The organism is Paenibacillus sp. VTT E-133291 (assembly GCF_002264395.1).
GTDB lineage: Bacteria > Bacillota > Bacilli > Paenibacillales > Paenibacillaceae > Paenibacillus_AQ > Paenibacillus_AQ nitricinens.
Genome location: NZ_NFVA01000003.1, coordinates 40,552 through 62,045, shown reverse-complemented (window position 1 = coordinate 62,045; position 21,494 = coordinate 40,552). Strand labels below are relative to the sequence as shown.

Annotated in this window: 21 protein-coding genes; 13 read left to right on the top strand and 8 right to left on the bottom strand. The window is 43.2% G+C overall.

The window, feature by feature from the left end; all coding sequences use genetic code 11:
• Positions 1 to 72: 72 nt before the first annotated feature.
• Positions 73 to 759 (top strand): DUF6273 domain-containing protein, encoded by a 687-nt coding sequence (locus tag CA598_RS02360; protein WP_094875195.1) that lies wholly within the window; start codon positions 73 to 75, stop codon positions 757 to 759.
• Between the two features lie 95 nt (positions 760 to 854).
• Here CA598_RS02360 and CA598_RS02355 read toward each other — a convergent pair whose 3' ends face one another.
• Together CA598_RS02355 and CA598_RS02350 are read right to left on the bottom strand one after the other, a co-directional pair.
• The gene (locus CA598_RS02355) at positions 855 to 1,310 is read right to left on the bottom strand and encodes a hypothetical protein (RefSeq protein WP_306440448.1); all 456 of its coding nucleotides are present in this window, start codon (positions 1,308 to 1,310) and stop codon (positions 855 to 857) included.
• 238 nt (positions 1,311 to 1,548) lie between these two features.
• The gene (locus CA598_RS02350; RefSeq protein ID WP_094875193.1) at positions 1,549 to 2,892 is read right to left on the bottom strand and encodes an amino acid permease; all 1,344 of its coding nucleotides are present in this window, start codon (positions 2,890 to 2,892) and stop codon (positions 1,549 to 1,551) included.
• A 322-nt stretch (positions 2,893 to 3,214) separates the two neighbouring features.
• Between CA598_RS02350 and CA598_RS02345 the strand changes: the two genes are divergently transcribed.
• The 5 genes from CA598_RS02345 (at position 3,215) to CA598_RS02325 (ending at position 9,017) form a co-directional block, all read left to right on the top strand.
• Positions 3,215 to 4,225: a 2-oxoacid:acceptor oxidoreductase family protein gene (locus CA598_RS02345; RefSeq protein ID WP_094868878.1), complete on the top strand. Its 1,011-nt coding sequence runs from the start codon at positions 3,215 to 3,217 to the stop codon at positions 4,223 to 4,225.
• Positions 4,226 to 4,250: 25 nt separating this feature from the next.
• A complete protein-coding gene (locus CA598_RS02340) occupies positions 4,251 to 6,557 on the top strand; it encodes a thiamine pyrophosphate-dependent enzyme (protein WP_094875192.1) in 2,307 nt (768 codons plus the stop codon).
• A 152-nt stretch (positions 6,558 to 6,709) separates the two neighbouring features.
• Entirely contained in the window at positions 6,710 to 7,192 is a 483-nt protein-coding gene (locus tag CA598_RS02335; protein WP_094875190.1) for a helix-turn-helix domain-containing protein, read from the top strand.
• A 16-nt stretch (positions 7,193 to 7,208) separates the two neighbouring features.
• Complete coding sequence (locus tag CA598_RS02330) at positions 7,209 to 8,216, top strand: carcinine hydrolase/isopenicillin-N N-acyltransferase family protein (RefSeq protein ID WP_179281506.1); 1,008 nt, start codon at positions 7,209 to 7,211, stop codon at positions 8,214 to 8,216.
• Positions 8,217 to 8,312: 96 nt separating this feature from the next.
• On the top strand, positions 8,313 to 9,017 hold the full coding sequence (locus tag CA598_RS02325) for a hypothetical protein (RefSeq protein ID WP_094875189.1): 705 nt from the start codon (positions 8,313 to 8,315) through the stop codon (positions 9,015 to 9,017).
• A 576-nt stretch (positions 9,018 to 9,593) separates the two neighbouring features.
• On the opposite strand, the gene CA598_RS02320 is transcribed toward CA598_RS02325, so the two are convergent.
• Together CA598_RS02320 and CA598_RS02315 are read right to left on the bottom strand one after the other, a co-directional pair.
• Entirely contained in the window at positions 9,594 to 9,806 is a 213-nt protein-coding gene (locus tag CA598_RS02320) for a hypothetical protein (protein WP_094868883.1), read from the bottom strand.
• Between the two features lie 99 nt (positions 9,807 to 9,905).
• Positions 9,906 to 10,418, bottom strand: coding sequence for a MogA/MoaB family molybdenum cofactor biosynthesis protein (locus CA598_RS02315; protein WP_094868884.1), 513 nt, complete (start codon positions 10,416 to 10,418; stop codon positions 9,906 to 9,908).
• A 172-nt stretch (positions 10,419 to 10,590) separates the two neighbouring features.
• Between CA598_RS02315 and CA598_RS02310 the strand changes: the two genes are divergently transcribed.
• The 6 genes from CA598_RS02310 (at position 10,591) to CA598_RS02290 (ending at position 14,731) form a co-directional block, all read left to right on the top strand.
• Positions 10,591 to 11,616 (top strand): CobW family GTP-binding protein, encoded by a 1,026-nt coding sequence (locus tag CA598_RS02310; RefSeq protein ID WP_094868885.1) that lies wholly within the window; start codon positions 10,591 to 10,593, stop codon positions 11,614 to 11,616.
• A gap of 94 nt (positions 11,617 to 11,710) precedes the next feature.
• Positions 11,711 to 12,058 carry a four-helix bundle copper-binding protein gene (locus tag CA598_RS02305; protein WP_094875187.1) on the top strand — a complete coding sequence of 116 codons (348 nt, stop codon included), beginning with the start codon at positions 11,711 to 11,713 and terminating at the stop codon, positions 12,056 to 12,058.
• Between the two features lie 167 nt (positions 12,059 to 12,225).
• Positions 12,226 to 12,375 (top strand): hypothetical protein, encoded by a 150-nt coding sequence (locus CA598_RS32100; RefSeq protein WP_179283563.1) that lies wholly within the window; start codon positions 12,226 to 12,228, stop codon positions 12,373 to 12,375.
• 173 nt (positions 12,376 to 12,548) lie between these two features.
• Positions 12,549 to 13,511: an ATP-binding cassette domain-containing protein gene (locus tag CA598_RS02300; protein ID WP_179283562.1), complete on the top strand. Its 963-nt coding sequence runs from the start codon at positions 12,549 to 12,551 to the stop codon at positions 13,509 to 13,511.
• The gene (locus CA598_RS02295) at positions 13,508 to 14,221 is read left to right on the top strand and encodes a hypothetical protein (RefSeq protein WP_094868887.1); all 714 of its coding nucleotides are present in this window, start codon (positions 13,508 to 13,510) and stop codon (positions 14,219 to 14,221) included. Before CA598_RS02300 ends, CA598_RS02295 begins: the two co-directional genes overlap by 4 nt.
• Before the next feature lie 45 nt (positions 14,222 to 14,266).
• Complete coding sequence (locus CA598_RS02290) at positions 14,267 to 14,731, top strand: hypothetical protein (RefSeq protein ID WP_042188942.1); 465 nt, start codon at positions 14,267 to 14,269, stop codon at positions 14,729 to 14,731.
• Here CA598_RS02290 and CA598_RS02285 read toward each other — a convergent pair.
• The 3 genes from CA598_RS02285 to CA598_RS02275 all read right to left on the bottom strand — a co-directional run bounded on the left by CA598_RS02285 (position 14,708) and on the right by CA598_RS02275 (position 19,951).
• Positions 14,708 to 15,961, bottom strand: coding sequence for a winged helix-turn-helix domain-containing protein (locus tag CA598_RS02285; protein ID WP_094875184.1), 1,254 nt, complete (start codon positions 15,959 to 15,961; stop codon positions 14,708 to 14,710). The genes CA598_RS02290 and CA598_RS02285 overlap by 24 nt on opposite strands.
• A 106-nt stretch (positions 15,962 to 16,067) precedes the next feature.
• Positions 16,068 to 18,155, bottom strand: coding sequence for an ABC transporter ATP-binding protein (locus CA598_RS02280; protein ID WP_094875183.1), 2,088 nt, complete (start codon positions 18,153 to 18,155; stop codon positions 16,068 to 16,070).
• A 47-nt stretch (positions 18,156 to 18,202) separates the two neighbouring features.
• The gene (locus tag CA598_RS02275) at positions 18,203 to 19,951 is read right to left on the bottom strand and encodes an ABC transporter ATP-binding protein (protein WP_094868890.1); all 1,749 of its coding nucleotides are present in this window, start codon (positions 19,949 to 19,951) and stop codon (positions 18,203 to 18,205) included.
• A 607-nt stretch (positions 19,952 to 20,558) separates the two neighbouring features.
• On the opposite strand from CA598_RS02275, the gene CA598_RS02270 reads away from it, so the two are divergent.
• A complete protein-coding gene (locus CA598_RS02270) occupies positions 20,559 to 20,876 on the top strand; it encodes a HesB/YadR/YfhF family protein (RefSeq protein ID WP_094868891.1) in 318 nt (105 codons plus the stop codon).
• A 74-nt stretch (positions 20,877 to 20,950) separates the two neighbouring features.
• On the opposite strand, the gene CA598_RS02265 is transcribed toward CA598_RS02270, so the two are convergent.
• Positions 20,951 to 21,466, bottom strand: coding sequence for an ADP-heptose synthase (locus CA598_RS02265; protein WP_094868892.1), 516 nt, complete (start codon positions 21,464 to 21,466; stop codon positions 20,951 to 20,953).
• Between the last annotated feature and the right edge of the window lie 28 nt (positions 21,467 to 21,494).

Genomic DNA, 21,494 nt, shown 5'->3' with positions numbered 1-21,494 from the left:
CAGTGTTAACGCGGGAGAGTGAAGTACCCGCGTTTTTTTGTTTTTTCGGGAGCAAATAAGGAGGAGAACCTGATGGACAAGGCTAAGCATGCTTTTACCTCGAACATGAACTTTAAGCGGGGCGAAATCATTACTTTTGGCACGTATTCACAATCGAAGGATGCTAAAGAACTGCCGATTGAATGGCGAATTCTACATAACTCAGGTAGTGAACTGTTTGTTTTGAGCGAGTACATTTTGGAATGCAAGAGGTATCACGGCAAGAGCGCAGATATTAAATGGCGTGATTGCGTGGATATTACGTGGCACGAAAGTGATTTACGAGTGTGGTTGAACGATGAATTCTATCATACCGCATTCAATGCTGCCGAGAAGGAATTAATAAAGACGACTCATTGCACAGACAACGGAGAGGGTACCCCTGATACAGAGGACAACGTTTTTTTGCTTAGTGTTGAGGAAATAAAGGCATTCTCAGAGATACATGGCAAAGAACTACGGCGTGCGGTTGGCACGGAATTTGCTAAAATGAAAAAGTCCGATGGATGCAGCTTATATGTATATGATAAAACGGATAAAGATAACTATATCATCAAAGACGGCGAAGAGACTGGTTGCTCCTGGTGGTGGCTGCGAACACAGGGAAACAAACCTTCGCGTGCTTTTTTTGTCGGTCCGAGTTGTAGCATTCGCAGCTATGCGAATGTTAGTGTAGCCCGTGACGGCGTGCGCCCGGCTTTGATAATTAATCTTCCATGATCAAAAAAATTGGTCTAGAATGTATACATTTAAAAGAGGCGTATCCCACTCTTCGCTAATGTGAAGAGCAGGGGATACGCCTCCCATTCTAATAACTACAGTCCGATAAACATATTTCTACTAAACGGCCCCCAGTTTGCCCCTGTATACCCGGATCTCCCTTCTAAATTAACAAAACAAGGGAGCAAGATATAAAGAACACCCATAGTAGCATTCGTATTGAAGGTCATAACAAATCTCATTTTTGAATTATCAATTGCAGCTATCATTCCCTTATCAGCACGAATCGTATTCTCTCTAGTAAGAGCCTCTCCCATTCCTACACTTGCTATGTCATTTGGATTTGGCATATTACTTCTTATCCAATAATTCGAAATATTTGTTGCTGATGCTAAATCCGCAGGTTGATCGTAAGTAACTAAAATTTGATTCATAGCAATTTGTCTTGCCTCTACGACGACAGGATGAGACATCACCATTTCTCTTTCGTTAACAGTTGTATTTCTCATCCCATTGGGATAAATCGAAGTAGGATTATTATACATAGACATTTCTGGTCCCCCCATTATTAATTACAATAGTCATTTGTCACGAGACATTGTATGTAAGGGAGTCATGATTAGTGTTAAATAAATAAATATACAAAAAAAGCGAGGGAGAGTAATGTAAACGCGTGGCTGCGAACTCGTTTTGAATGGCAACAATTAAAAGAGGCGCATCCCTCTCTTCGCTATTGTCGAAGAACAAGGGATACACCTCTTTTTGATACATCTGTCCTAGCTAAATACTTTAGTTCTTTTTCTTGAATTTTACGAACGACCAAATCGTTAGCATCAACAGGACTCCTAAACAGGTGCCTATGCTGATACGGTTCTGGGCATCAAAGAGAAAGGAAACCGCAATAATAGTTAAACATGCAAGTGTAATAGCAGTTATATAAGGGAATCCCCATACCTTAAAGGTTGGTTCTTTCGGATAGGATCTTCTCAGCTTAAGCTGTGACATACAAATACTGATCCATACGAGAATAACTACAAAGCCTGGAACAGCCATTAGTAAACGGAACAGTCCATCCTGTGCGAAGTACGCTAACAATGAACCGATAACAAGAACAACGGCACAGAGCTTCAGACTGTTGATGGGTACACCTTTTGCAGAGGTTTTTGCTAAGCTGCGTGGTGCTTCGCCCTGTGACGCCATAGAGTGCAGCATCCGGGTGGCGCCATAGATTCCAGAATTGGCAGCAGAGAGTACCGCTGTAATCAAAATGAAGTTCATAACGTGATCGGCACCCTTAAGTCCTGTAGCGGCTAACACCTGAACAAACGGGCTTGTATGCTCATTCAGTTGATTCCAGGGAATTAATCCGCAGATGATTAAGATCGGTAAGGTATAAAACAGAATGACGCGCAGAATGAAGCTTTTGACAACCTTAGGTAAGACCTTTTCTGCATCCTGAGTTTCTGTCAAGGTTAGCCCAATCAACTCTGACCCGCCGTATGAGAACATGACGACAAGTAGTGCAGAGAAGATGGGGGTCCATCCTCGTGGGAGAAATCCACCATAGTCCGTAAAGTTGTGTAAGTATGGAGTAGCTTCCGTCATTGGCAATAGCCCAAAAATCAATGAGCTTCCTAAGATAATGAAGATGATGATCATAGCAATTTTGATACCGGCTAACCAAAACTCCGTTTCTCCGTAACCACCTACACTCATCATGTTGATGCCGATAATTAAAGCGCCACTTGCTAGACTAAGCAGCCATAATGGAACATCCGGTAACCAGTATTGTAAGAAGCTTCCTGCTGCCAGTATTTCAATTACACAGACGGTCAACCACATAAAGCAATATAACCAACCCACGATAAAGGAGAGTCGTTCTCCAAAAGCTTCACGAATGAAGTCCTTCATGTTCCTATTCGGGTACACCGTAGCCATTTCGGCTATTGCTCCCATGACCACTAAGAGTAGCAAGCCTGCTAATACATAAGTAAGAATAACCGCAGGTCCGGCAATGCTTATGGTCTCAGAACTCCCTTTAAAAATCCCCGTACCGATTACTCCGCCCATCGCCATAAAGCTGATATGCCGAGGAAGCAATTTCTTCTGTAATGATGCTTCGTTTGACTTCACAATTAATGCCTCCTAAGCTGTCTTCGAAAAATTACACCAAGCATCAGTTTATCCTGAAATGGACTAGTTGAAAAGTAAAAATAACACACATTTTTATAAAGAAGGCTGTCTTTTCACTGGAGTGTGATATTTATCATGAAGAATGTGATGAATTTAACATCTTAATTTTTAATTTTATTGCTAAATAAAAGTAGCTAAATAAGTTTAGGTAACACATGGAAAATGCAAGATTTGTCACTTCGCGACTTGCAAAATCAAGATACAATCTTTGAAAAAGTCATAAGGATATTATACGGATGACATTCTGAAAGGGGCTATGTCGGTGGTACAGTTACCAAAAGTGAACGAACTCGGATTTTTTGAGATTCGTCTGGAATCAATTGGAGGGCTAGGCGCGAACTTAGCTGGTAAAATGCTTGCAGAAGCAGGAGTAGTCGGAGCTGGAATGAATGGAGTGAGCTTCTCATCCTATGGTTCTGAGAAAAAGGGATCAGCGGTAAAAGCACATATCCGTTTTTGTGATTTGAACACGCATATTCGCGACACTTCACCGGTAGAACGACCACATGTCGTAGGAATATTCCATGAAGCGTTGGCTAAGACCGTCAACGTGACTAGCGGAATTTATGATCATAGTACAGTGCTTGTGAACTCAGCCAAGTCACCGGAGGAATTGAAGTCTTCTCTAAACATGATGGCTGGAACTATTGCCGTTGTTGATGCTACGACGATCGCATTAGATGAGAAGAATCGCGTAAACATGGCGATGTTAGGTGCGTTGTTCCGGATGTGCGATTTCTTGGATCCTGAAATTATGAAGGGTGTTATCGAGAAATCTCTTGGCAAAAAATATCCGCAGGCTGTTCAATCCGCATTAACTACTTTCGAACGTGGCTTTAATGAGGTTACTTTCATGCATTTTCCATTGCCTGAAGGTGCGATTATGCCTGAGTTCGTCCGGTCCGATATTTCGGCCTTAGGTTATGAAACACAGCCGATCGGGGGTACCATTACAAATCCTGGCAGCAGCTTTTTAAAGAATCTCAGCATTTCAAGATCCGGTTTATTGCCTCATTTTAAATTAGATGATTGTATTCATTGTGCGCAGTGCGATACGGTATGCCCTGATTTATGTTTTGTTTGGGAGGAGCAACCGGATAAGAAGGGACGTCCGCAAATGTTCCTGCAAGGAATCGATTATCAATACTGCAAAGGCTGTCTGAAATGCGTAGAAGCTTGCCCTACAACGGCATTGTCTGGCGAGCGCGAGGAAGATGGCTACGCAGAGAGCCATACGGTCCGGCATATTTTCGATCTCGTTACTCAGGCCTAATATACGGAGGAAAGGTGGAACATACGTGGCTATTGATTATGAAAAAGAAGTAAGTTCTACGAAGGTAGAACAGAAATTCCTATATGAATCCGGCAATGAAATGGCAGCTTATGCTGCTCATCAGATTAATTATCATGTCATGGGTTATTTTCCGATCTCCCCATCGACAGAAGTGGCTCAATTTCTTGATACGATGAAAGCGAACGGCCAACATGATATTATGCTTATTCCATCAGATGGAGAGCATAGTTCTGCTGGAATTTGTTATGGCGCTTCGACGGCTGGCGGTCGTGTATTTAATGCTACAAGTGCCCAAGGATATATGTTTATGCTTGAGCAATTGCCGGTACAAGCTGGTACACGGATGCCTATGGTTATGAATTTGATCTGCCGCTCGATTTCCGGTCCGCTTAATATTCACGGTGACCATTCTGATTTGTACTTTGCGCTGAATACGGGCTGGCCGATACTGATGTGCCGTGATCCACAATCCGTTTATGATATGAACCTGATGGCATTAAAGCTTGCTGAACACGCCAAAGTACGTCTTCCAGTAATGGTAGCTTCAGACGGTTATTTTACTTCTCACCAGAAACGTCGTGTACAGGCATTTGCACATCGTGAGGATGTTCATAATTTCGTTGGGCCACAACCTCCGGTGGGCTTTACGGATACATTGGACCGCAATAATCCGGTTACTGTAGGTCCGTACATGAATGAACCTGACTACATCAACAACCGTTATCAGCAGTCGGTAGCCATGTATAATGCGGGTGAAGTCTTCGAAGAGATTGCGAAGGAATTCGCTGAATTGACTGGACGACACTATCCTATGATCGAAGAGTATCGGATGGAAGATGCGGAAGTAGCCGTATTCCTGATGAACTCTGCCTCAGAGATCATTAAAGATGTTGTAGATCAGCTTCGTTTGCAAGGGATCAAAGCAGGTGCAATTTCGCCGAATATGATACGTCCTTTCCCGCAGAAGCAAATTGCGGAAGCGCTGAAAAATGTAAAGGCAATCACCGTAGGCGACCGTGCAGATTCGGTTGGGGGTCACGGCGGTAATATGGTAAATGAGATCAAGGCAGCACTGTTCACCTATGGTAACACTACTACAAAGGTCATTAGCCGTATTTACGGGTTGGGCGGTAAGGACTTCTACGCAGAAGATGGTCATGCGTTCTTTGAATTGGCACTAGATGCTGTTGCTGCAAACCGTGTTGAAGTACCGTTTGACTACTATGGTCACAATCCAGGTACGCCGGACAAAGCGCCACAGCGTCTATTGAAGCCGATGAATTTTGATGCGTTGAAGACGGGGTTAATTACGGTTAAACAGGATGAAGCTACAGGGAGATTAAGTGTGCGAATACCCCCACTGCGCAGCTTGACGAAGAAACCTAAACGGCTGGCACCTGGTCATGGCGCATGTCCGGGCTGTGGGATTTTCTCAGGGCTGGAGACGTTCTTCAAAGGGATCGAAGGGGATATCGTTGCTCTGTATCATACAGGGTGTGCCATGGTAACAACTACAGGATATCCATATTCTTCTCATAAATCTACGTTTATTCATAACCTATTCCAAAATGGTGCTGCTACCTTATCTGGTGTGGTAGAAATGTTCTGGGAACGCAAACGCCGCGGTGAATTGGACGGACTTGGACTTCAAGACGACTTTACATTTGTAATGGTAACGGGTGATGGTGGTATGGATATCGGAATGGGACCTGCGATTGGGGCTGCACTACGCGGTCACAAAATGATTATCGTAGAGTACGATAATGAAGGCTACATGAATACAGGGGCTCAGCAGTCCTATTCCACACCATTGGGTCACCGTACTTCTACATCCAGCATTGGTAAGAATCAGCAAGGTAAAGTTACACAGCATAAGGATACTGCGCAAATCATGGCAGCTACTAACATTCCATATGTTTTTACTGGCTCTGAAGCTTACCCGCAGGATCTCGTGAAGAAAGCGGCAAAAGCACAGTGGTACGCTCAGAACGAAGGTTTAGTGTACGGTAAAATCCTGATTGCATGCCCGCTGAACTGGATGTCTGAAGATAAAGAAGGCACCAACATCGTCTCGCTGGCAGTAGAATCTTGCTTCTTCCCTCTATATGAAGTGGAGCATGGTTCTACGAATATTACGTACAATCCAGAAGATAAAGGCAAGCGCGTTGAGCTCTCCGCTTGGCTGAAGACCATGGGCAAAACCCGTCACTTACTGAAGCCTGAGAATGAGCCGGCTTTACGCAGCTTCGAGGCAGAAGTGGAGCGTCGCTGGAATCGTCTGAAAGCAAAACATGAGCATCCTGATTTGTAAAAGATAATGATGAATAACCCGGCAGATTTCTCTGTCGGGTTATTTTGTATATAACTGTATAGAACAGATGTACGGTTGACATAGAATACGTCAAAATGTAAGATGGGTTTAATTGGATTAGACATATTTTATGTCAATGAGGAATGGTGATCATGGAAAGTAATACTACTGTATCTGCCCTAACAATTTTGCAATACCTTGCATTAATTCATCAAGTGACGTACACCAATGTATGCAGAGAAGTAGGGCTGACCCCGCAACAATTTAGTGATTGGGTCAAGAAACGTCGTCCTGTACCCAAAGAAAGACTGCAAGCATTGGCAGAATTTTTCAAAGTGGATGCTGATCTGTTGATTGATGAGAACAATTACTTGCTTGATCTAACACCAGAAGTGAAAATCGAGGTGCAAATTCTTTTTTTAACCCGGATGTTAAGGAATGAAGAGGAGAATCCGGAGAAGGAAGGCTATCTACAGAAATTGCAACAGCTGCAATGGGAAAAAAGAAAGCAGACCTTGATTACAAGATTCTCAGCCCTCTTAGATCAAAAGAATAAGCAGATTGAAGAGTTATGTTTAGCTTTTCTGGATCATATGGAAAATGAAAATAAAGAGGTTCTAAACAAGCTGCTATAAGAAAAGGGAGATGAACATGAGTACGACCTTCCATATGCTTAAAAATGAATTCAATAGAGTCTGTAAAAATCAAGATGTAATCTACGATGGAGTGTATCTTTTTACGAACCAAAGAGGTTTACAGAAGACTGCATTAATGATGCCTCCAGCTCAGCCCGCTTCTTGGATTTCTCAGTATGGAAGCCTAACCATCTCACAAATTGGAAAAGAAAATCCTAATGGGGGGATGAATGAAGCAGGGCTGGTGGTGGAGCAAACGACACTTTGGCAGACTAAATATCCTGCGGTGGATGAACGACCCGCTTTAGGTGAACTGCATTTTATTCAATATTTACTTGATACCTGTGCTACTGTTCAGGAAGCATTGGTAGCAGCTACGACGGTTCGTATCGATCAAAGCACTTCTAGTTTACATTATCTGTTGGCTGACCGGAGGGGCAATCAAGCGATTCTTGAGTTTTTAGATGGAAGGTTGGTTGTATATAAAGGCAAGCTTTCCATGCCTATTATCGCTAATACAGTGTATGAGGAAGCTGTACAGGAGATTCAGAGGGTGGATTTCAAGGGCTGGGAAGATCGGGATGCTTATGAACAGAATTCACTGGATCGCTATAAGATTGCCTATGAAGCATTAAGCACATTAGCGGAGCAAACGCCTGACACGGATTTTGCATTTAAAGTACTTGCCGCAGCACGGCGCGAGGATACTGTATATAGCCTGGTATACGATCTGAATCAGCTACAGATAGAGGTGATGACTCAGCGAAACCAAGAAAGAATTAAGATTCGTTTAGAGGACTTTGATTTTTCTGTAAAGGGGCCAGCTCAAGCTGCTAACCTACAAAAGCTGCGTGCAAACCACGAAAGAGCCCAGTTCGAGAATTACTCAGCTGATTTTAATCATAAAGCAGTCCAATCCTTTTTTAGAGATCCGGTTCTGACTTCCGTTTTTAGATGGGAGATCTCTGATGACATGATTCAATTTGTAGCCAATTATCCGGATTCTTTTATAAGGACTGAGTAATAATTTTGGGTTGTAAGACATCCAAGGGAGTCCTCTTGGTACCCCCTTGGATGTGGTATTATATGGAGAATGTAGGAGAGAGGAGGACTGGTTTTATTGAGCTGGATCTTTTGGATTTGTTTTATTGTTTCATTACTAGTGTCCTATTGGGATCAGCGAAAAACATTGAGATTAAAGGATTGGGCGTTAATTATTGGAGCCTTTTTACTTTGTGAGTTCTACATCAATTTGTTCGGCTTACTGATTCCTGTGGGCTTTTTTATTGCATTAATTTATATGTATAAAAAGAAGCAGTTTCTTTTCTCGAAAGCGCTTATTTTTGGGTTAATTAGTGTCTGTGTTATTTTCTATGGGCCTAAGATTAGTTTGAATGAAATCCATGAGCTAACGAAGGCTAATAAATATACTGAGCAATTTAATCAGATTAAATCCGTTTCACAATTTTCCGTCGAATCAGATATGAATGGAGTTCTTAAGGCGGCTGCGAGTCAATTGAAAGAAAAGAATCCAAAGTCAGAAATACCTGTAGAGGATCCTCATGTTGCCCTCAGTATATGGGTTCTCCAGCATAGAAATGTAGCAATTAAGGATTTAGATTGGTTATGGTATGAGGCTCCGTTAGAATTACATTATTATTGGCAATCTAACCGCCCAGATCAGCGGGTTACATTGGAATACGTTATTTTTAATGAGGTTGGATACACGGGTGTTTTTGAAAGGAAAAATGAAAAAGAACCCTATCATCTCCGAACGATCTATGAGTTTGACCGCCTTAAAGCATGGTCTCCGATGATACCCTGACTCTGAGTTTAACAAAGATAAATCATGAGTACCGATTCACGACCCAAAATGGAATTTTATTCTCATAGTCATCCAAACTCTTCGCTAGACAAAAGAAAACTGCAATTACGGCTTGACCCCCTTAATCTGTAGTTCACCACGTTTCATTAAAGATGTACTTTTTGCAGGTTTATTCGACATTTTGTCTTTTACAGTGAGCGATTAGTTAAACGGAAGTATCTTCGAGTTACATTGTGCTGCTGTTTGACTTCTGATCGATCCTTTCTTTGAAAAAACAAGCCATTTGATTTTCAGAGGCTTGCTTTTATAGCTGTGCTATCGTGAATGACTAGAACAAATTCCAGTTGGCCCTTAACTCTAGCATATTGTTCTGTCTTAACTAATAGATAACGGGTAGAGATCACTGTCCCTGCGCTTCCCGCGATTGGTGCTCCGGTTAATAGAAGACATACAGACTAGATAAACGATCCATTTTGTCAAATGTTTTCTGCAAAAGAAGCGAGAGAAGACCCAATGCATTTAGCACGGGTCTGTCTCTCACTTATAGGGGACTTTTAATAGTGGTGTGAAGTAGAGTTATCTTCCGCCTCTAGGCATCATGTTATTGTCGCAAAAAACATCTTTCACAGAATAGGTGTAGCAATGGCGAGGAACGGGTACACAGTGATGACGTCTAACGATTTCAACTGGATGAATCACATTTACTACTTGTGGATGGAAGTGATCTTGATAAACCACCTTAGGTGGGTCAGTAACCGTTTGGGCCGGGCATTTTGGACATTCAGACATTTCCTTCAGCTCCTTTTGTGTGTGGACTTACCGTATTATACGCACAGAACAAAAGCCTGCTTGGTTGTTTGTCTATTGTATTTAAAAATGGGTATTTGCTTAACGCTTGTAAATTTCACGCATAACATGGCGAAGTTCCGGGATAATTAACCGTTCCATAGCCAGTTTTACGGCTCCAGCAGAGCCAGGCATAGAAAAAATTGCGGTCTTTCCCATGGTGCCTGCGATGGCTCGACTAAGAATAGCTGCCGAACCGATGTCCTCTGTAAAGCTTAGCATCCGAAAAATCTCACCGAAGCCAGGTAATGTTTTATCTAGCAAAGAGGCAACAGCTTCATACGTCGTATCCCGTGGAGAAATCCCTGTTCCACCTGTGAGGAGTACAGCTTCTATTCCGGCCTGGTCAACACATTTATACAATAGCTCACGGATATCCTGATAATTATCTTTCGTAATGGTGCTGCCTATCACTTCATACCCGGCTTCTTCGAGCATAGATTTAATCAAAGCTCCTCCGGTATCTGTTTCAGTAGTTCTGGTATCCGAGACAGTAATGATATAGCAGGAAACGGTTTGAGGCGCTTCTTTCCGATGTTCTTCAACAGATGACAAATGGCTCAACTCCTAGATTAGAGATGTTATCATGATAGGGGATGGCAGAAGTAAAGACAAGCTTACTTGTACACACAGAATACAGCTGGAATTTGGGGTGCCGCTTGCGTGCTTCGCGCGCATGTAGTACACTCGCTACACATAACTGTAATTTGCTGGGGAGCGATGAAACATGGAACAGGTCGTACCTGTGTATATATTGTCAGGATTTCTGGGGAGCGGCAAAACAACATTGCTGCAGCGCCTACTAGATCATTGGAAAAATCAGGGTTTACGCCCTGCAGTAGTGATGAATGAGTTGGGTGAAGTGAATTTGGATGGATTGCTAGTTGAGCAAACTGTCCCTATGGCAGAACTACTTGGTGGATGCATATGCTGTTCTATCCGAAGTGATCTTAGTACAGAGCTGGCAACACTCATTAAGAAGGAGACTCCGGATGTCGTAGTGATCGAGGCAACAGGAGCTGCAAATCCGCTGGAAATTGTAGATGGCGTAACCGAAATTTCGTTGTATCAAAAAGTAGAACTAAAAAGCTTGATCACCGTAGTTGATGCCGTGCATCTTCTTGAACTGTATCGCGCACAGCAGGGGGCAACTTATCGTTTGATGCAGGAGCAGATTCGCTGCGCTTCTGTCTTGCTATTGAATAAAATTGACCGTGTAACCGCTGAAGAGGCGGAAGAGGTTACCGCTGTACTACGGAAATGGAACGCTTATGCACCCATTCTGCCAACTGTGCGTTGTGATGTAGAACCGGAGGAATTGCTGCGTGATGCAGGTGGAGTTCTTACGGATGCACAATTGGAAGAGGTTGAGGATGCCAGTGAGAGCTTCTTGCATGATGAAGATGAACACACGACTAGAGGCACACATACTAGCCACGATCATGTTATGGCGTACACACATTATTTTAAACGTCCAGTAAACAGTGAACAATTCGAACAGTTCGTTAAGGAATTACCGCGTGATGTTTATAGAGCTAAAGGTATTGTGACCTTTAATGACACCTCCAGCCGCTTTCTTTTCCAATATGCCTATCGTGAAGCTGATTTTATGAAAATCACACCACAAGGCGAAGTGCCTGACGTTGCCGTATTCATCGGTGAACATTTCTCATCAAATGAACTGCGCACTAGGTTACTGGAGATGGAAGGGCGTACCTTCGTTCGTCCTAGTACAATTAAGAGAAGTCTATAATCAGATCTCCTTGTCAGAAGTTGTAATGGTTCATTCCTAATCTTGTAGGTTAATAGTATCGCATACCCTATAAAAATACAGGAGGTTTAAGGCTATGACCCGAATTCATTATCAGGAGTGCATTGACGCTTGTTTAGAAAGTATGAATGCCTGTAATTATAGCTATGTCTCAAGCCTAAAAGAATATGATCTTGCTTCTCTGCGTGAAAGCATGCGGCTAGATCGTGAATGTGCGGATATTTGTTCATATGCCGTACAAGCGATGACTCGCCAAAGTCCGTTTGTAGCCGGAATTCTCCGTCTATGTGCCGAAATTTGTGAAGCCTGTGCAGATGAAAGCAGCAAGCATATACATACACATTGTCAGGAATGTATTGATGCCTGCCGTAGATGTGCTGAGGCGTGCCGTCTAATTAGCGATGCGGTTGAGGTTTATGCGTAAATACATGTAACCTAACTCTCATATATGAACCGATAACCAGATTGTTGCTGTAGAAATATAGCAATAGTCTGGTTTTTTATATTCAGAACAGATGAAACCATTTATATAGCCAGAGCTTGCACAGATCTTTGAATATATTTTAATGGGTGGAGCAAAATAGCAGCCCGATGGACCCGCCTGATCCGGTTGGCTCTTCAGAGGGGACAGGTTTATTACGTGAGCTATATGATTTGCTTATGTTCAGTCAGATTACACCAGAGAAAGCTGCAGAACAGTTCCAGCTTCGAGCTGAAGATATTCTGTCACATACCAAATAAACAAAAAGAGGGAAAGGATTAACGGAAAGCAAACAATTTTATAATAAAACTTCTGGATTTAAGAAAGGGCTGCTTTAGCAGTTCTTTCTTTTTTTGATTAAAATTTGGTTCGTATAAGAGGAAATTCGTAGGGAACCGGAGAATTAACAGTAGATATGAAGGGAGCGCGATTAGTGACACACAGAGAAGAACTTAACTTTACTGACATTGGCATAGATGCTACTCCCCTAATAGTACTAGAACAAATTAGTAAGCAATTTGCACGACGAACAGTGTTGGAAGAAGTTTCGATGGTCGTTGAAATGGGAACTGTCACTGCACTTATCGGAAGGAATGGTTCAGGTAAAAGCACGCTGCTGTCTATCTTAGCTGGACTCATCCATGTTTCTTCAGGGAAGTTGAATCGCATTCATCATCATATGAGGATTGGATATGCGCCTGAAATTTTTCCAGGGTCGAAGCTTTCCCCAGAGCAGTATTTGCGAAGCATGGGTCAGATTAGCGGACTTGCACCAGCTCAGATCGAGCAGGAATTAACAATGTTATTCGAACTGTTTCTGTTGGAGAATTTTCGTACACAATCTATGCTAAACTTCTCCAAAGGGATGCTGCAAAAAATAAATCTGATCCAAAGCTTAATGGGAAGTCCTTCATTGCTGCTTCTGGATGAGCCTATGTCGGGATTGGATCTCACTTCCATGAATAAGCTTGTTGACCTTCTGATAAATTTGAAGAAAAAGGGCACAGCCATAGTATTCTCGGTACATGAGCCTCAGTGGATAGAAATGCTAGCCGACCATGTCCATGTACTTCAAGGAGGAAGGATTGTTAAGTCCATTGTGGGGTCTCAGAAGTTGAGAGCAAACCCCACTACTTATATCCGATTATCCAAGCTGTCCATTCAAAATCAGCAGTATCTGAAGGGTATGACAGGGTTTATTTCTTTAGGGGAAGTTAAGGATAGTGCTTATAGTGATTGTATAGGGCTGACTGTAGAGGCTTCACATTCTGACATCTTTCTGCGGTTTGTATTAGAAGCGGGTTGCTCAATACAATCGGTAGATCCCCGTGGGGGACGTGACGGTATAGAACTGTGGATGAGCCCAGCGACCAGAGCTAAGGAGGTCGATTCATGAATTCGCTTATCGCTTATATGCTGCGAAGCTATACCCGATCTCAGCGATATTTCGGCCCATTAGCAGGGATTGTGATTGCGGTGCAGATTTTGTATTCCTATAAACCTAATCCGGTAATGAATAGCTATGCAGCTACTGCAGTAATGCTTTTTATCAGCTGTGCCTGGATGGGCCTCAGCTTTCTAAATCATGAACATCCTGTACATCGGCAGATCGCAGTGGTTCATCTGCGGAGCGCGGTTAAGCATAGTGTAGGGGGTATTCTTTCACTTGCATTTCTTACGTTGCTGCTTGATTTAATCCTTGTTATTTATCCTTGGGTAACGGGCCACTTCGCAGAATCACCAGGGGTGTATCGGTTCAGCTTAGCTCTTGCTGGACATGGGTTATTAGGGATGCTTGGTGTGTCCATTTCCTTATATCTGCAATCTTCGTGGGTTAAGAAAGGCAGCCATGCTGCCGGTATCATGCTGGGAATTGTTATAATGTCACTTGGTGGGACCCAGATCAGTGATAGTTTGCCCGGTTCGTTACATTTTCTGATCTGGTTGTTACCACCTGTCGCCCCAGTTATGGAGGTTATGATGAAAGCTGATACTATACCATTAGCGGAGTTGTTAGGTTCATTTGCACATGCGCTCTTATATATAACACTGCTTATCGGTTTTTATTTGTACAGATCAAGACAGAGAGACTACAACAAAACATAAATTGTATAGATAAAAGTAAAAAGGATATTGAAGTGGAGGGGAAAGATGAAGCATACACAAGTACCAGAGAGTGAACAATCCAAGGAGTTATTTGCGTATTTTGGACTAGCAGTCTATTATGGTCAAGCCCTAGAACAGCAGTTGACCAATTTGTTATTGCTCACCAAATTATCGCAAGGCAAGACGCCCACTGAAGCAGATCTGACGGATCTGTATCAGCGAAAACTCAGCAATTCACTCGGTCAACTCATCAAAGAAATACAGCATCACTTTCCTTTCTCGGAGCAAGAAACCGCTCAGCTAGAAGAAGTATGGAAACAGCGAAACCATATCGTTCACGATTATTTCAAAGAACGGATACAAGAAACATTCACCCCTGCTGGAAGGGCAAAGATGATCGAGGAGTTAAAACGATTCAAAAATAAAGCTAGACGGCTAGAAATCAAATTACAAGGCTATTGTACAGAAATGTTCACGAAACTGGGGCTAGAAGAGGAGACCTTGCACTAATAACTCTTTTAATCCGCTGTCCTCTACAACCTCCGGTCTAAAATGAATCTTAGAAGCTCTAACGCAGCGTGATAGTGCAGATAGAGCTTCGCCTAATGCCGGAAGCATCTCTGGTGTTAGGCGCTCACCCGGTTCCCACCACCAATTCATAATATTCAATGTTTGGCTCTTCTTATCCACCACCGGTTCAAATCTCGCAATAAAACGATCATTATATAATAAAGGCAGTACATAATATCCATATTCTCGTTCCAAAGCGGGTTTATAGACTTCCCAGCGGTAATGAAATCCAAATAATTGTCGGATCAGTTCTCGATCCCATATCAAGTTATCGAGTGGAGCTATTACAGCTGCAAACGAATAACCTGATTGACTCTCAGCATCTTCTGACTCTTGCTGTATTACAGCTTCTAAAGTTAGAGCGTCCATGCTACGGATGTAGAGTGGGAGCTTAATACCCTCCACTAGAACTTCCCTGAGGCTATCGCTTTGTAACAGCCTTTGGATCGCTGCCGCACGTTCCTTGCTCTTCAGACCGGAAATCCCCAGCCATCCGTCTCCGGATTTATTCCATAACAGTCCGATACTGCCTATTCTACGCAGCACATACCAATCATGAAATTGTTCATCGGTGGGGTTAGGGTCTTTCGTGTTCAAAAGATGATGTGGTAGCAGACGTTCAGCGAAATCGTAATACCGGCGGGTATGAACACGATGATGAACGACTATCTCCCCCCAAAAGTACATACTTTCCAAAGCGGCACGTGATAGTCTAGCCGGAGCCCAAGCCCAATCCACCTTGTCCTTTCCTTCTACATCCAAGGAGGAGAGAGGACCGCGCTTTATTAGCTCCTCACGAACCTGCTGTACGGCAGCCATTACAGGTTCATTAACCTGATGGTACAAGGCAGAAGCTTCTCTTCTCCGTTTGAAATAAGGCCAGTCCTCTGTACAATAAATGGACATGTTCTTGTCCCAACCATCGAATAGAAGTCGGTCTTGATACAGTAGCTCTTGGGCTTGCTCAGGCGTAAACCCGGGAACTCGTGCTTGGAGGACAAGCTCATGGTTATGGCCTGCGATGTTAAGAGGATCATATTGGATACAGCCTACGTGACGAACATAATCATAAATACTAAGTTTACCGGCAGGAAGAGCGCCCCTGGTTAACTTTTGGTGTGCCAGGAGAAAAAGTCGAGCTTGTTTCTTAGTTATAGTGTATGTACGCATCAAATGCCTCCTTCACCTATATGTATTATTTTTCATTTTACAGAACAAACGTTCTAATATCAAGTGTAGAAAAACCCTGAATCACAGATGTGACTCAGGGCATCGATTACATTTTCTCTAACGATGGTTGCAAGCTGCCTAACGAAGTTCGGGAGGATGCACTCTTATTATTGTCTATACTGTTAGAACCAGCACCTACTTGCAGCTGATACATCCGGAAGTATCTGCCGCCGAGTGCCATCAGCTCATCGTGGCTACCGCGCTCTACGATCTCTCCGTGATGCAGAACCAGAATCTGATCTGCACTTCGAATCGTGGATAAACGGTGTGCGATGATGAATGTCGTGCGTCCTTTTTTAAGGACTTCTAATGCATCTTGAATGACGCTTTCGGTCTCCGTATCGATATTGGAGGTGGCTTCATCAAGAATCAGAATAGCAGGGTCGAAGGAGAGCGCTCTGGCAAACGAAATCAATTGTCGCTGACCTGCAGATAGGGTGCTCCCTTTTTCAATAACGGGTTCATCAAAACCTTGAGGAAGGTGGGCCAGCAATTTATCTGCTCCGACTTCCCGTAAAGCCCGTTCAACCCGCTCGCGTGAGATTCGTTCATCCCCCAGGCTGACATTAGAAGCAATCGTACCAGTGAAGAGGTAAGGGTCTTGAAGAACAATCCCCATGTGATTACGCAGCCATTGCTTCGGAATATCTGTGACATTCTGGCCATCAATCGTGATTTCACCTTTTTGCGGATCATAGAACCGGAATAACAAGTTGATTATCGAGCTTTTTCCGGAACCGGTATGACCCACTAGAGCAACCGTTTCTCCCGGACGTGCTTCAAAGGAAATATCGCGAAGGACGAAGTCTTTTTTATAAGCAAAGGACACGTTCTTAAACTCCACTTTTCCTTTATATCGCGGCATGGAACCGTCGGTAACATTTTCCCCAGGCTCATCCATAAGAGTAAACACACGACCCGCAGATACCATAGAAGTGTCGAGATTTGCAAGCTGATTCACCATACCTGTAATCGGTTGGAACAAACGTCCAAGCACATCGACGAAGGCGTATAGAACCCCTAAAGATACAAAAGTAGAACCCGTAATACTGCCATGTCCGAAATACCAAAGCACCATCACAAAAGAGAGACTGCGCAACGAGTTCACCAGGTTGTGGGAGGTAAAGGCATTCAAATTCAGCATTTTATTCTGATATTTCAAGTAGTCATCGTTCAGATGCTCAAATTCTTCACCAAGCTGCTTCTGACGGCGGAATATGCGAACAATGGACATTCCTTGAATCGATTCATTAATGATAGCGTTGATCTCACTCAGACGTGAGCGGATAATCGTATTATATTTTGTAGCGATTTTGCGATAGAGCACGATCCAAAGAATAAGAATCGGGATGATGAACAAGCTGATCAGACCTAGCCGGACATCGAGCAAGAACAAGGCGATGTATACGCCTGTAATATTAATAATACCGGTACTGAAATTGGAGAGAACGGCAATGAATAGATCTTTTATCGCCTCAGTATCATTGGTTACACGGGAGACTACCTTACCTGCTGGCAAGTTATCAAAAAAGTAAACCGGAAGTCGCTGGATATGCGCATACACATCGGTTCGCAGTTTTCGGATCACCTGATTCGCTGAAGATTGCAGCCAATAGGTTTTACCAAATTCGGCAAAGATCGAAATCACTAGGAAGATAGCGTACAAACCGACTAGCTGATAAATGCCTGGAAGCTCAGGTTTGTAAAAAGCGAACAGCTCATCTGCTGAAAGCTTAACCGCAGGATAGATGGCTTCGTCCTCACCACGTGTGATATGCATTTCACCATTGCTGAACTTTCGCTCACCATCTGGTTGTGTTACAGCTTCATTAATAAAGTAGAAGGTTCTTCCCTCTTGAAGAATGCGAATTTCTTGACCCTTAGCTTCCCCGGGTTCAAAACGATCTCCTCGTTTATAATAAGCGTTGTTATACTGAACGGCCTCATCTGGAGAAGTAGTGCTAAAATAAGGCTTTTCAATGGCCAGCATATGATTGTCAATCATACTTTTGGCGATAAACGGACCTGCCAGTTCAGCCGCTACCCCGATGGAGAGGAGTAGAAGGGCTGCAATAAAGGTTTTTTTTGCAGTCAATGCGTATTCAAGCAGGCGTTTGCCTGTACTCTTTGTCAACGGTGACACCTCCTAAAAGTTTTGCTTAGTCATAGCTAGTATGTCTATTAATCATTCGATAAATTATTCTCTACTTGCTGCCGGTCATACTGCTCGCGGTACCAGCCATTCATATCTAATAGCTCCTGATGCGTACCACGTTCAACAATGTGGCCGTTATCCAGTACAACGATGATGTCGGCATGTTGAACAGCAGAGAGGCGATGCGTAGAGATCAATGTTGTTTTTCCTGCACGCTCTTGGCGAATATTCTCAATAATCTGGGCTTCCGTACGAGCGTCAACAGCGGATAAAGCATCGTCCAGAATCAGTACATCTGGATTGGCGATAAAAGCTCTGGATAAGGATACACGTTGTTTTTGACCACCGGATAAGGAGACTCCACGCTCACCAACCAACGTATCTAAACCATCGGATAATGTGCCTAAGTCATTTTGGAAGGCGGCAGCTGTGATAGCTTTCAAGATCGTATCGTCGTCCGCGTTATCCAGACCAAATTGAATATTCTGACGAACAGATTTAGAGAAGAGGATCTGTTCCTGAGGAACATATCCCATCCAGCTGTGCAGTTGATCCAATGAAATCTGTTGAATTGGAACACCAGAGATGAGAATTTCACCATTACCTGTCGGATATTCTCGTAGCAACTGTTTGAGCAGCGTTGATTTACCGCTACCTGTACGACCGACTACACCTAGTGTTTGCCCTTGGTTCAAGGTCAGACTGACATTAGTCAAATTGTCAATCGTCGATGAAGGATAACGGAAGGTCACATCGTTAAGTTCAATTCGGGTAGGATTTGCAACATGAACCGGGTTAGCGGCACTCTGAACATCTGCTTTGGAGTTTAGCGTCTCATCAATACGTTCGAGAGAGGCACCCCCGCGTTGCATGATGTTGATCAGCTCACCAATGGCGAACATCGGCCATACAATCATCCCGAGGTACATATTGAAGGAGACTAGATCACCCAGCGTGATCTGATTACGGAATACAAGATAAATCCCATAGGTAAGACCGATAATGTAGCTGAGTCCAACGCAGAATCGAATTGTCGGTTCAAAGAAGGCATCTACACGGGCTACAGCCATATTCTTGTTGTATACATCTTCTGTAATATCCGAGAATCGTTTCTCATCGAGTCTCTCTTGCACATAAGCACGGATAACCCGCACACCGGAGACAGATTCGAGAACCTGATCATTCATATCTCCGAATGCATCTTGTGCTAAGGAATAACGATCATGTATTGCTTTGCCATAAAAAATCATAGCGATTGCAATTAACGGTAATGGTACTACCGCTGCGAGAGTCAGCTTCCAACTGACGAGAAAACCCATTGCAAACAGTACGACTGTGAGATAGATTGTTGAATCCACCAGAGTGAGCATTCCGAATCCCACGGTAGCTGAGACCGCTCTAATATCGTTGGTTGCCCGAGCCATCAGGTCACCGGTTCTATTGCGTTCGAAGAACGATGGGGTCATGGTCATCAAATGATTCATAAATCTCGAGCGCAGAAGGCGCTCTACGAGGTTGGAGCCTCCGAATAATTTGTGCATCCATATGTAGGTAATCCAATAAATGACTAGCAGTAAAATGAGGATCATGCCGATATACTTGGCTAATGATGCTGTAGTAATAGAACCGCGTACTATGTCGTCAATGGCATTGCCTAGCAGACGTGGGGGTAATAATTCAAGCACACCTACTCCAATAAGTAAGATTAGGCCAATCAGGTAACGCCTTTTTTCTCGGCGAAAGAACCAGCCGAGATTGCGGAGAACGGAGAACAAGTAAATCCCTTCCTTTCAAGTTAAAGTAATAGCTGTGATGTTGGAAAAAAGCGCAAGTGGTTATCTCTATAGCCAGAAGAATCGACGTTATCGTCCTTCAAAGAGGACAATCGTTTCTCGTAGAAATATAAGGAAAATTTATATCGTGAAATATATAAATTCTTATATTTAAACAAAAAAGGCATATCATCCGAAAACGGACGATATGCCTGTAATTTACAGCTATCATGCGCACGGTGCTATACAGCACCAGGCATGTGAGAGACCTACAAGAACTAAAGTTATACGATCGATCATTTACACTCGTATGAACTTCAGGATGGGTTCACCACTTGGGCTGCTTCGGTATTCAGTTGATTGGAAATTCCAACAATAGTTATTTGATATGGCTGTAACTTCGTAAACACCGCGCTCACCCCTTTCATTGTTTTAATGATTAATTTTGGTAATAACTAGCAGACGTTTAGTTATGTTCAGAGTTTATCACTCCGTTTGCAAAGTTGTCAAACTAATTTTTGAGGAGCTTGGGAAAACATTAATTACATAAAGGTGTTTGAAAATCGATTCATTTTCAGTATGATTAGACTATACAAAGGAGCTGAGAGAGATGAACATGGAAATTAGTCAAGCAGCGGCAGCTTGGTTTAAAAGAGAACTGGATCTTAAGAATGGCGACTATATTCGTTTATTTCCCCGCTATAGCTCGGGAGGTGGACTTCACCCTGGTTTCTCCTTGGGTATCGGGATGGAGGCACCTGGACGTCCAGCAATACAAGTTGAACAAGACGGTATTGTGTTCTACATGGAAGAGCAGGATTTATGGTATATGGAGGGCTACGGCTTAACTATTGTGTATTCTGAGGCAGAGGATGACATTGAATATAAGTATGAAGCCAATTCGGTGCCTGGCGGAGTACAGGTTTAAATGTCTTAATTTTGTTTTTTTACGAATGTGAAAAGCCCTTGCCAAAAGGCAGGGCTTTTTCTACGTTGATATAATCAGTGCGAATTGTGGAACGTTTCTTCCTCCATTGCAAAATCGAAATCGTCAATGTCGTATACTTGAACAGGGACCCCACCTTCAATAATGCGTTGAATCAGCTCGAATTGATCGGTAAGAATGGGCACCTTCTCACGTTGTGAAGACAATAGAAGCTCCGTTTCGATGGGATCGAATGTTTCGCCGTAGACAGCGGTATCCATGCTGTTAATGATGGTAATCTTTGATTGTCCGCCTAGTAGAATACCAGAGCTTTTTGCCCAAGGAACGGCCAGACAGCGGTTGATTTTTTTAGCATTTAGCGGCTCTTCGAAATAGGCAATGAGCTCACCAATCTTGAGTTTGACATGCTTGTCATCATCTGGACGGTTCATTAACGGATCATCACTGTCCCGAAGTTCGTATAATTCCATCACGGTCGTATAAGGCACTATATATTCTACAGGGCTGCTCGATATGAGAAGCTGGCCGTAAATCGCCATCATGACGGCTTCCGTCACAAATTGTCTAGACATCTTTATCCTCCTGAAGTTCGGGTACTGC

Coding starts and splice junctions, on each gene's coding strand:
- CA598_RS02360 (WP_094875195.1), top strand. CDS start 73: ATGGACAAGGCTAAGCATGCTTTTACCTCGAACATGAACTTTAAGCGG.
- CA598_RS02355 (WP_306440448.1), bottom strand. CDS start 1,310: ATGTCTATGTATAATAATCCTACTTCGATTTATCCCAATGGGATGAGA.
- CA598_RS02335 (WP_094875190.1), top strand. CDS start 6,710: ATGGAAAGTAATACTACTGTATCTGCCCTAACAATTTTGCAATACCTT.
- CA598_RS02330 (WP_179281506.1), top strand. CDS start 7,209: ATGAGTACGACCTTCCATATGCTTAAAAATGAATTCAATAGAGTCTGT.
- CA598_RS02320 (WP_094868883.1), bottom strand. CDS start 9,806: ATGTCTGAATGTCCAAAATGCCCGGCCCAAACGGTTACTGACCCACCT.
- CA598_RS02310 (WP_094868885.1), top strand. CDS start 10,591: ATGGAACAGGTCGTACCTGTGTATATATTGTCAGGATTTCTGGGGAGC.
- CA598_RS02305 (WP_094875187.1), top strand. CDS start 11,711: ATGACCCGAATTCATTATCAGGAGTGCATTGACGCTTGTTTAGAAAGT.
- CA598_RS32100 (WP_179283563.1), top strand. CDS start 12,226: ATGGACCCGCCTGATCCGGTTGGCTCTTCAGAGGGGACAGGTTTATTA.
- CA598_RS02295 (WP_094868887.1), top strand. CDS start 13,508: ATGAATTCGCTTATCGCTTATATGCTGCGAAGCTATACCCGATCTCAG.
- CA598_RS02290 (WP_042188942.1), top strand. CDS start 14,267: ATGAAGCATACACAAGTACCAGAGAGTGAACAATCCAAGGAGTTATTT.
- CA598_RS02285 (WP_094875184.1), bottom strand. CDS start 15,961: ATGCGTACATACACTATAACTAAGAAACAAGCTCGACTTTTTCTCCTG.
- CA598_RS02270 (WP_094868891.1), top strand. CDS start 20,559: ATGAACATGGAAATTAGTCAAGCAGCGGCAGCTTGGTTTAAAAGAGAA.
- CA598_RS02265 (WP_094868892.1), bottom strand. CDS start 21,466: ATGTCTAGACAATTTGTGACGGAAGCCGTCATGATGGCGATTTACGGC.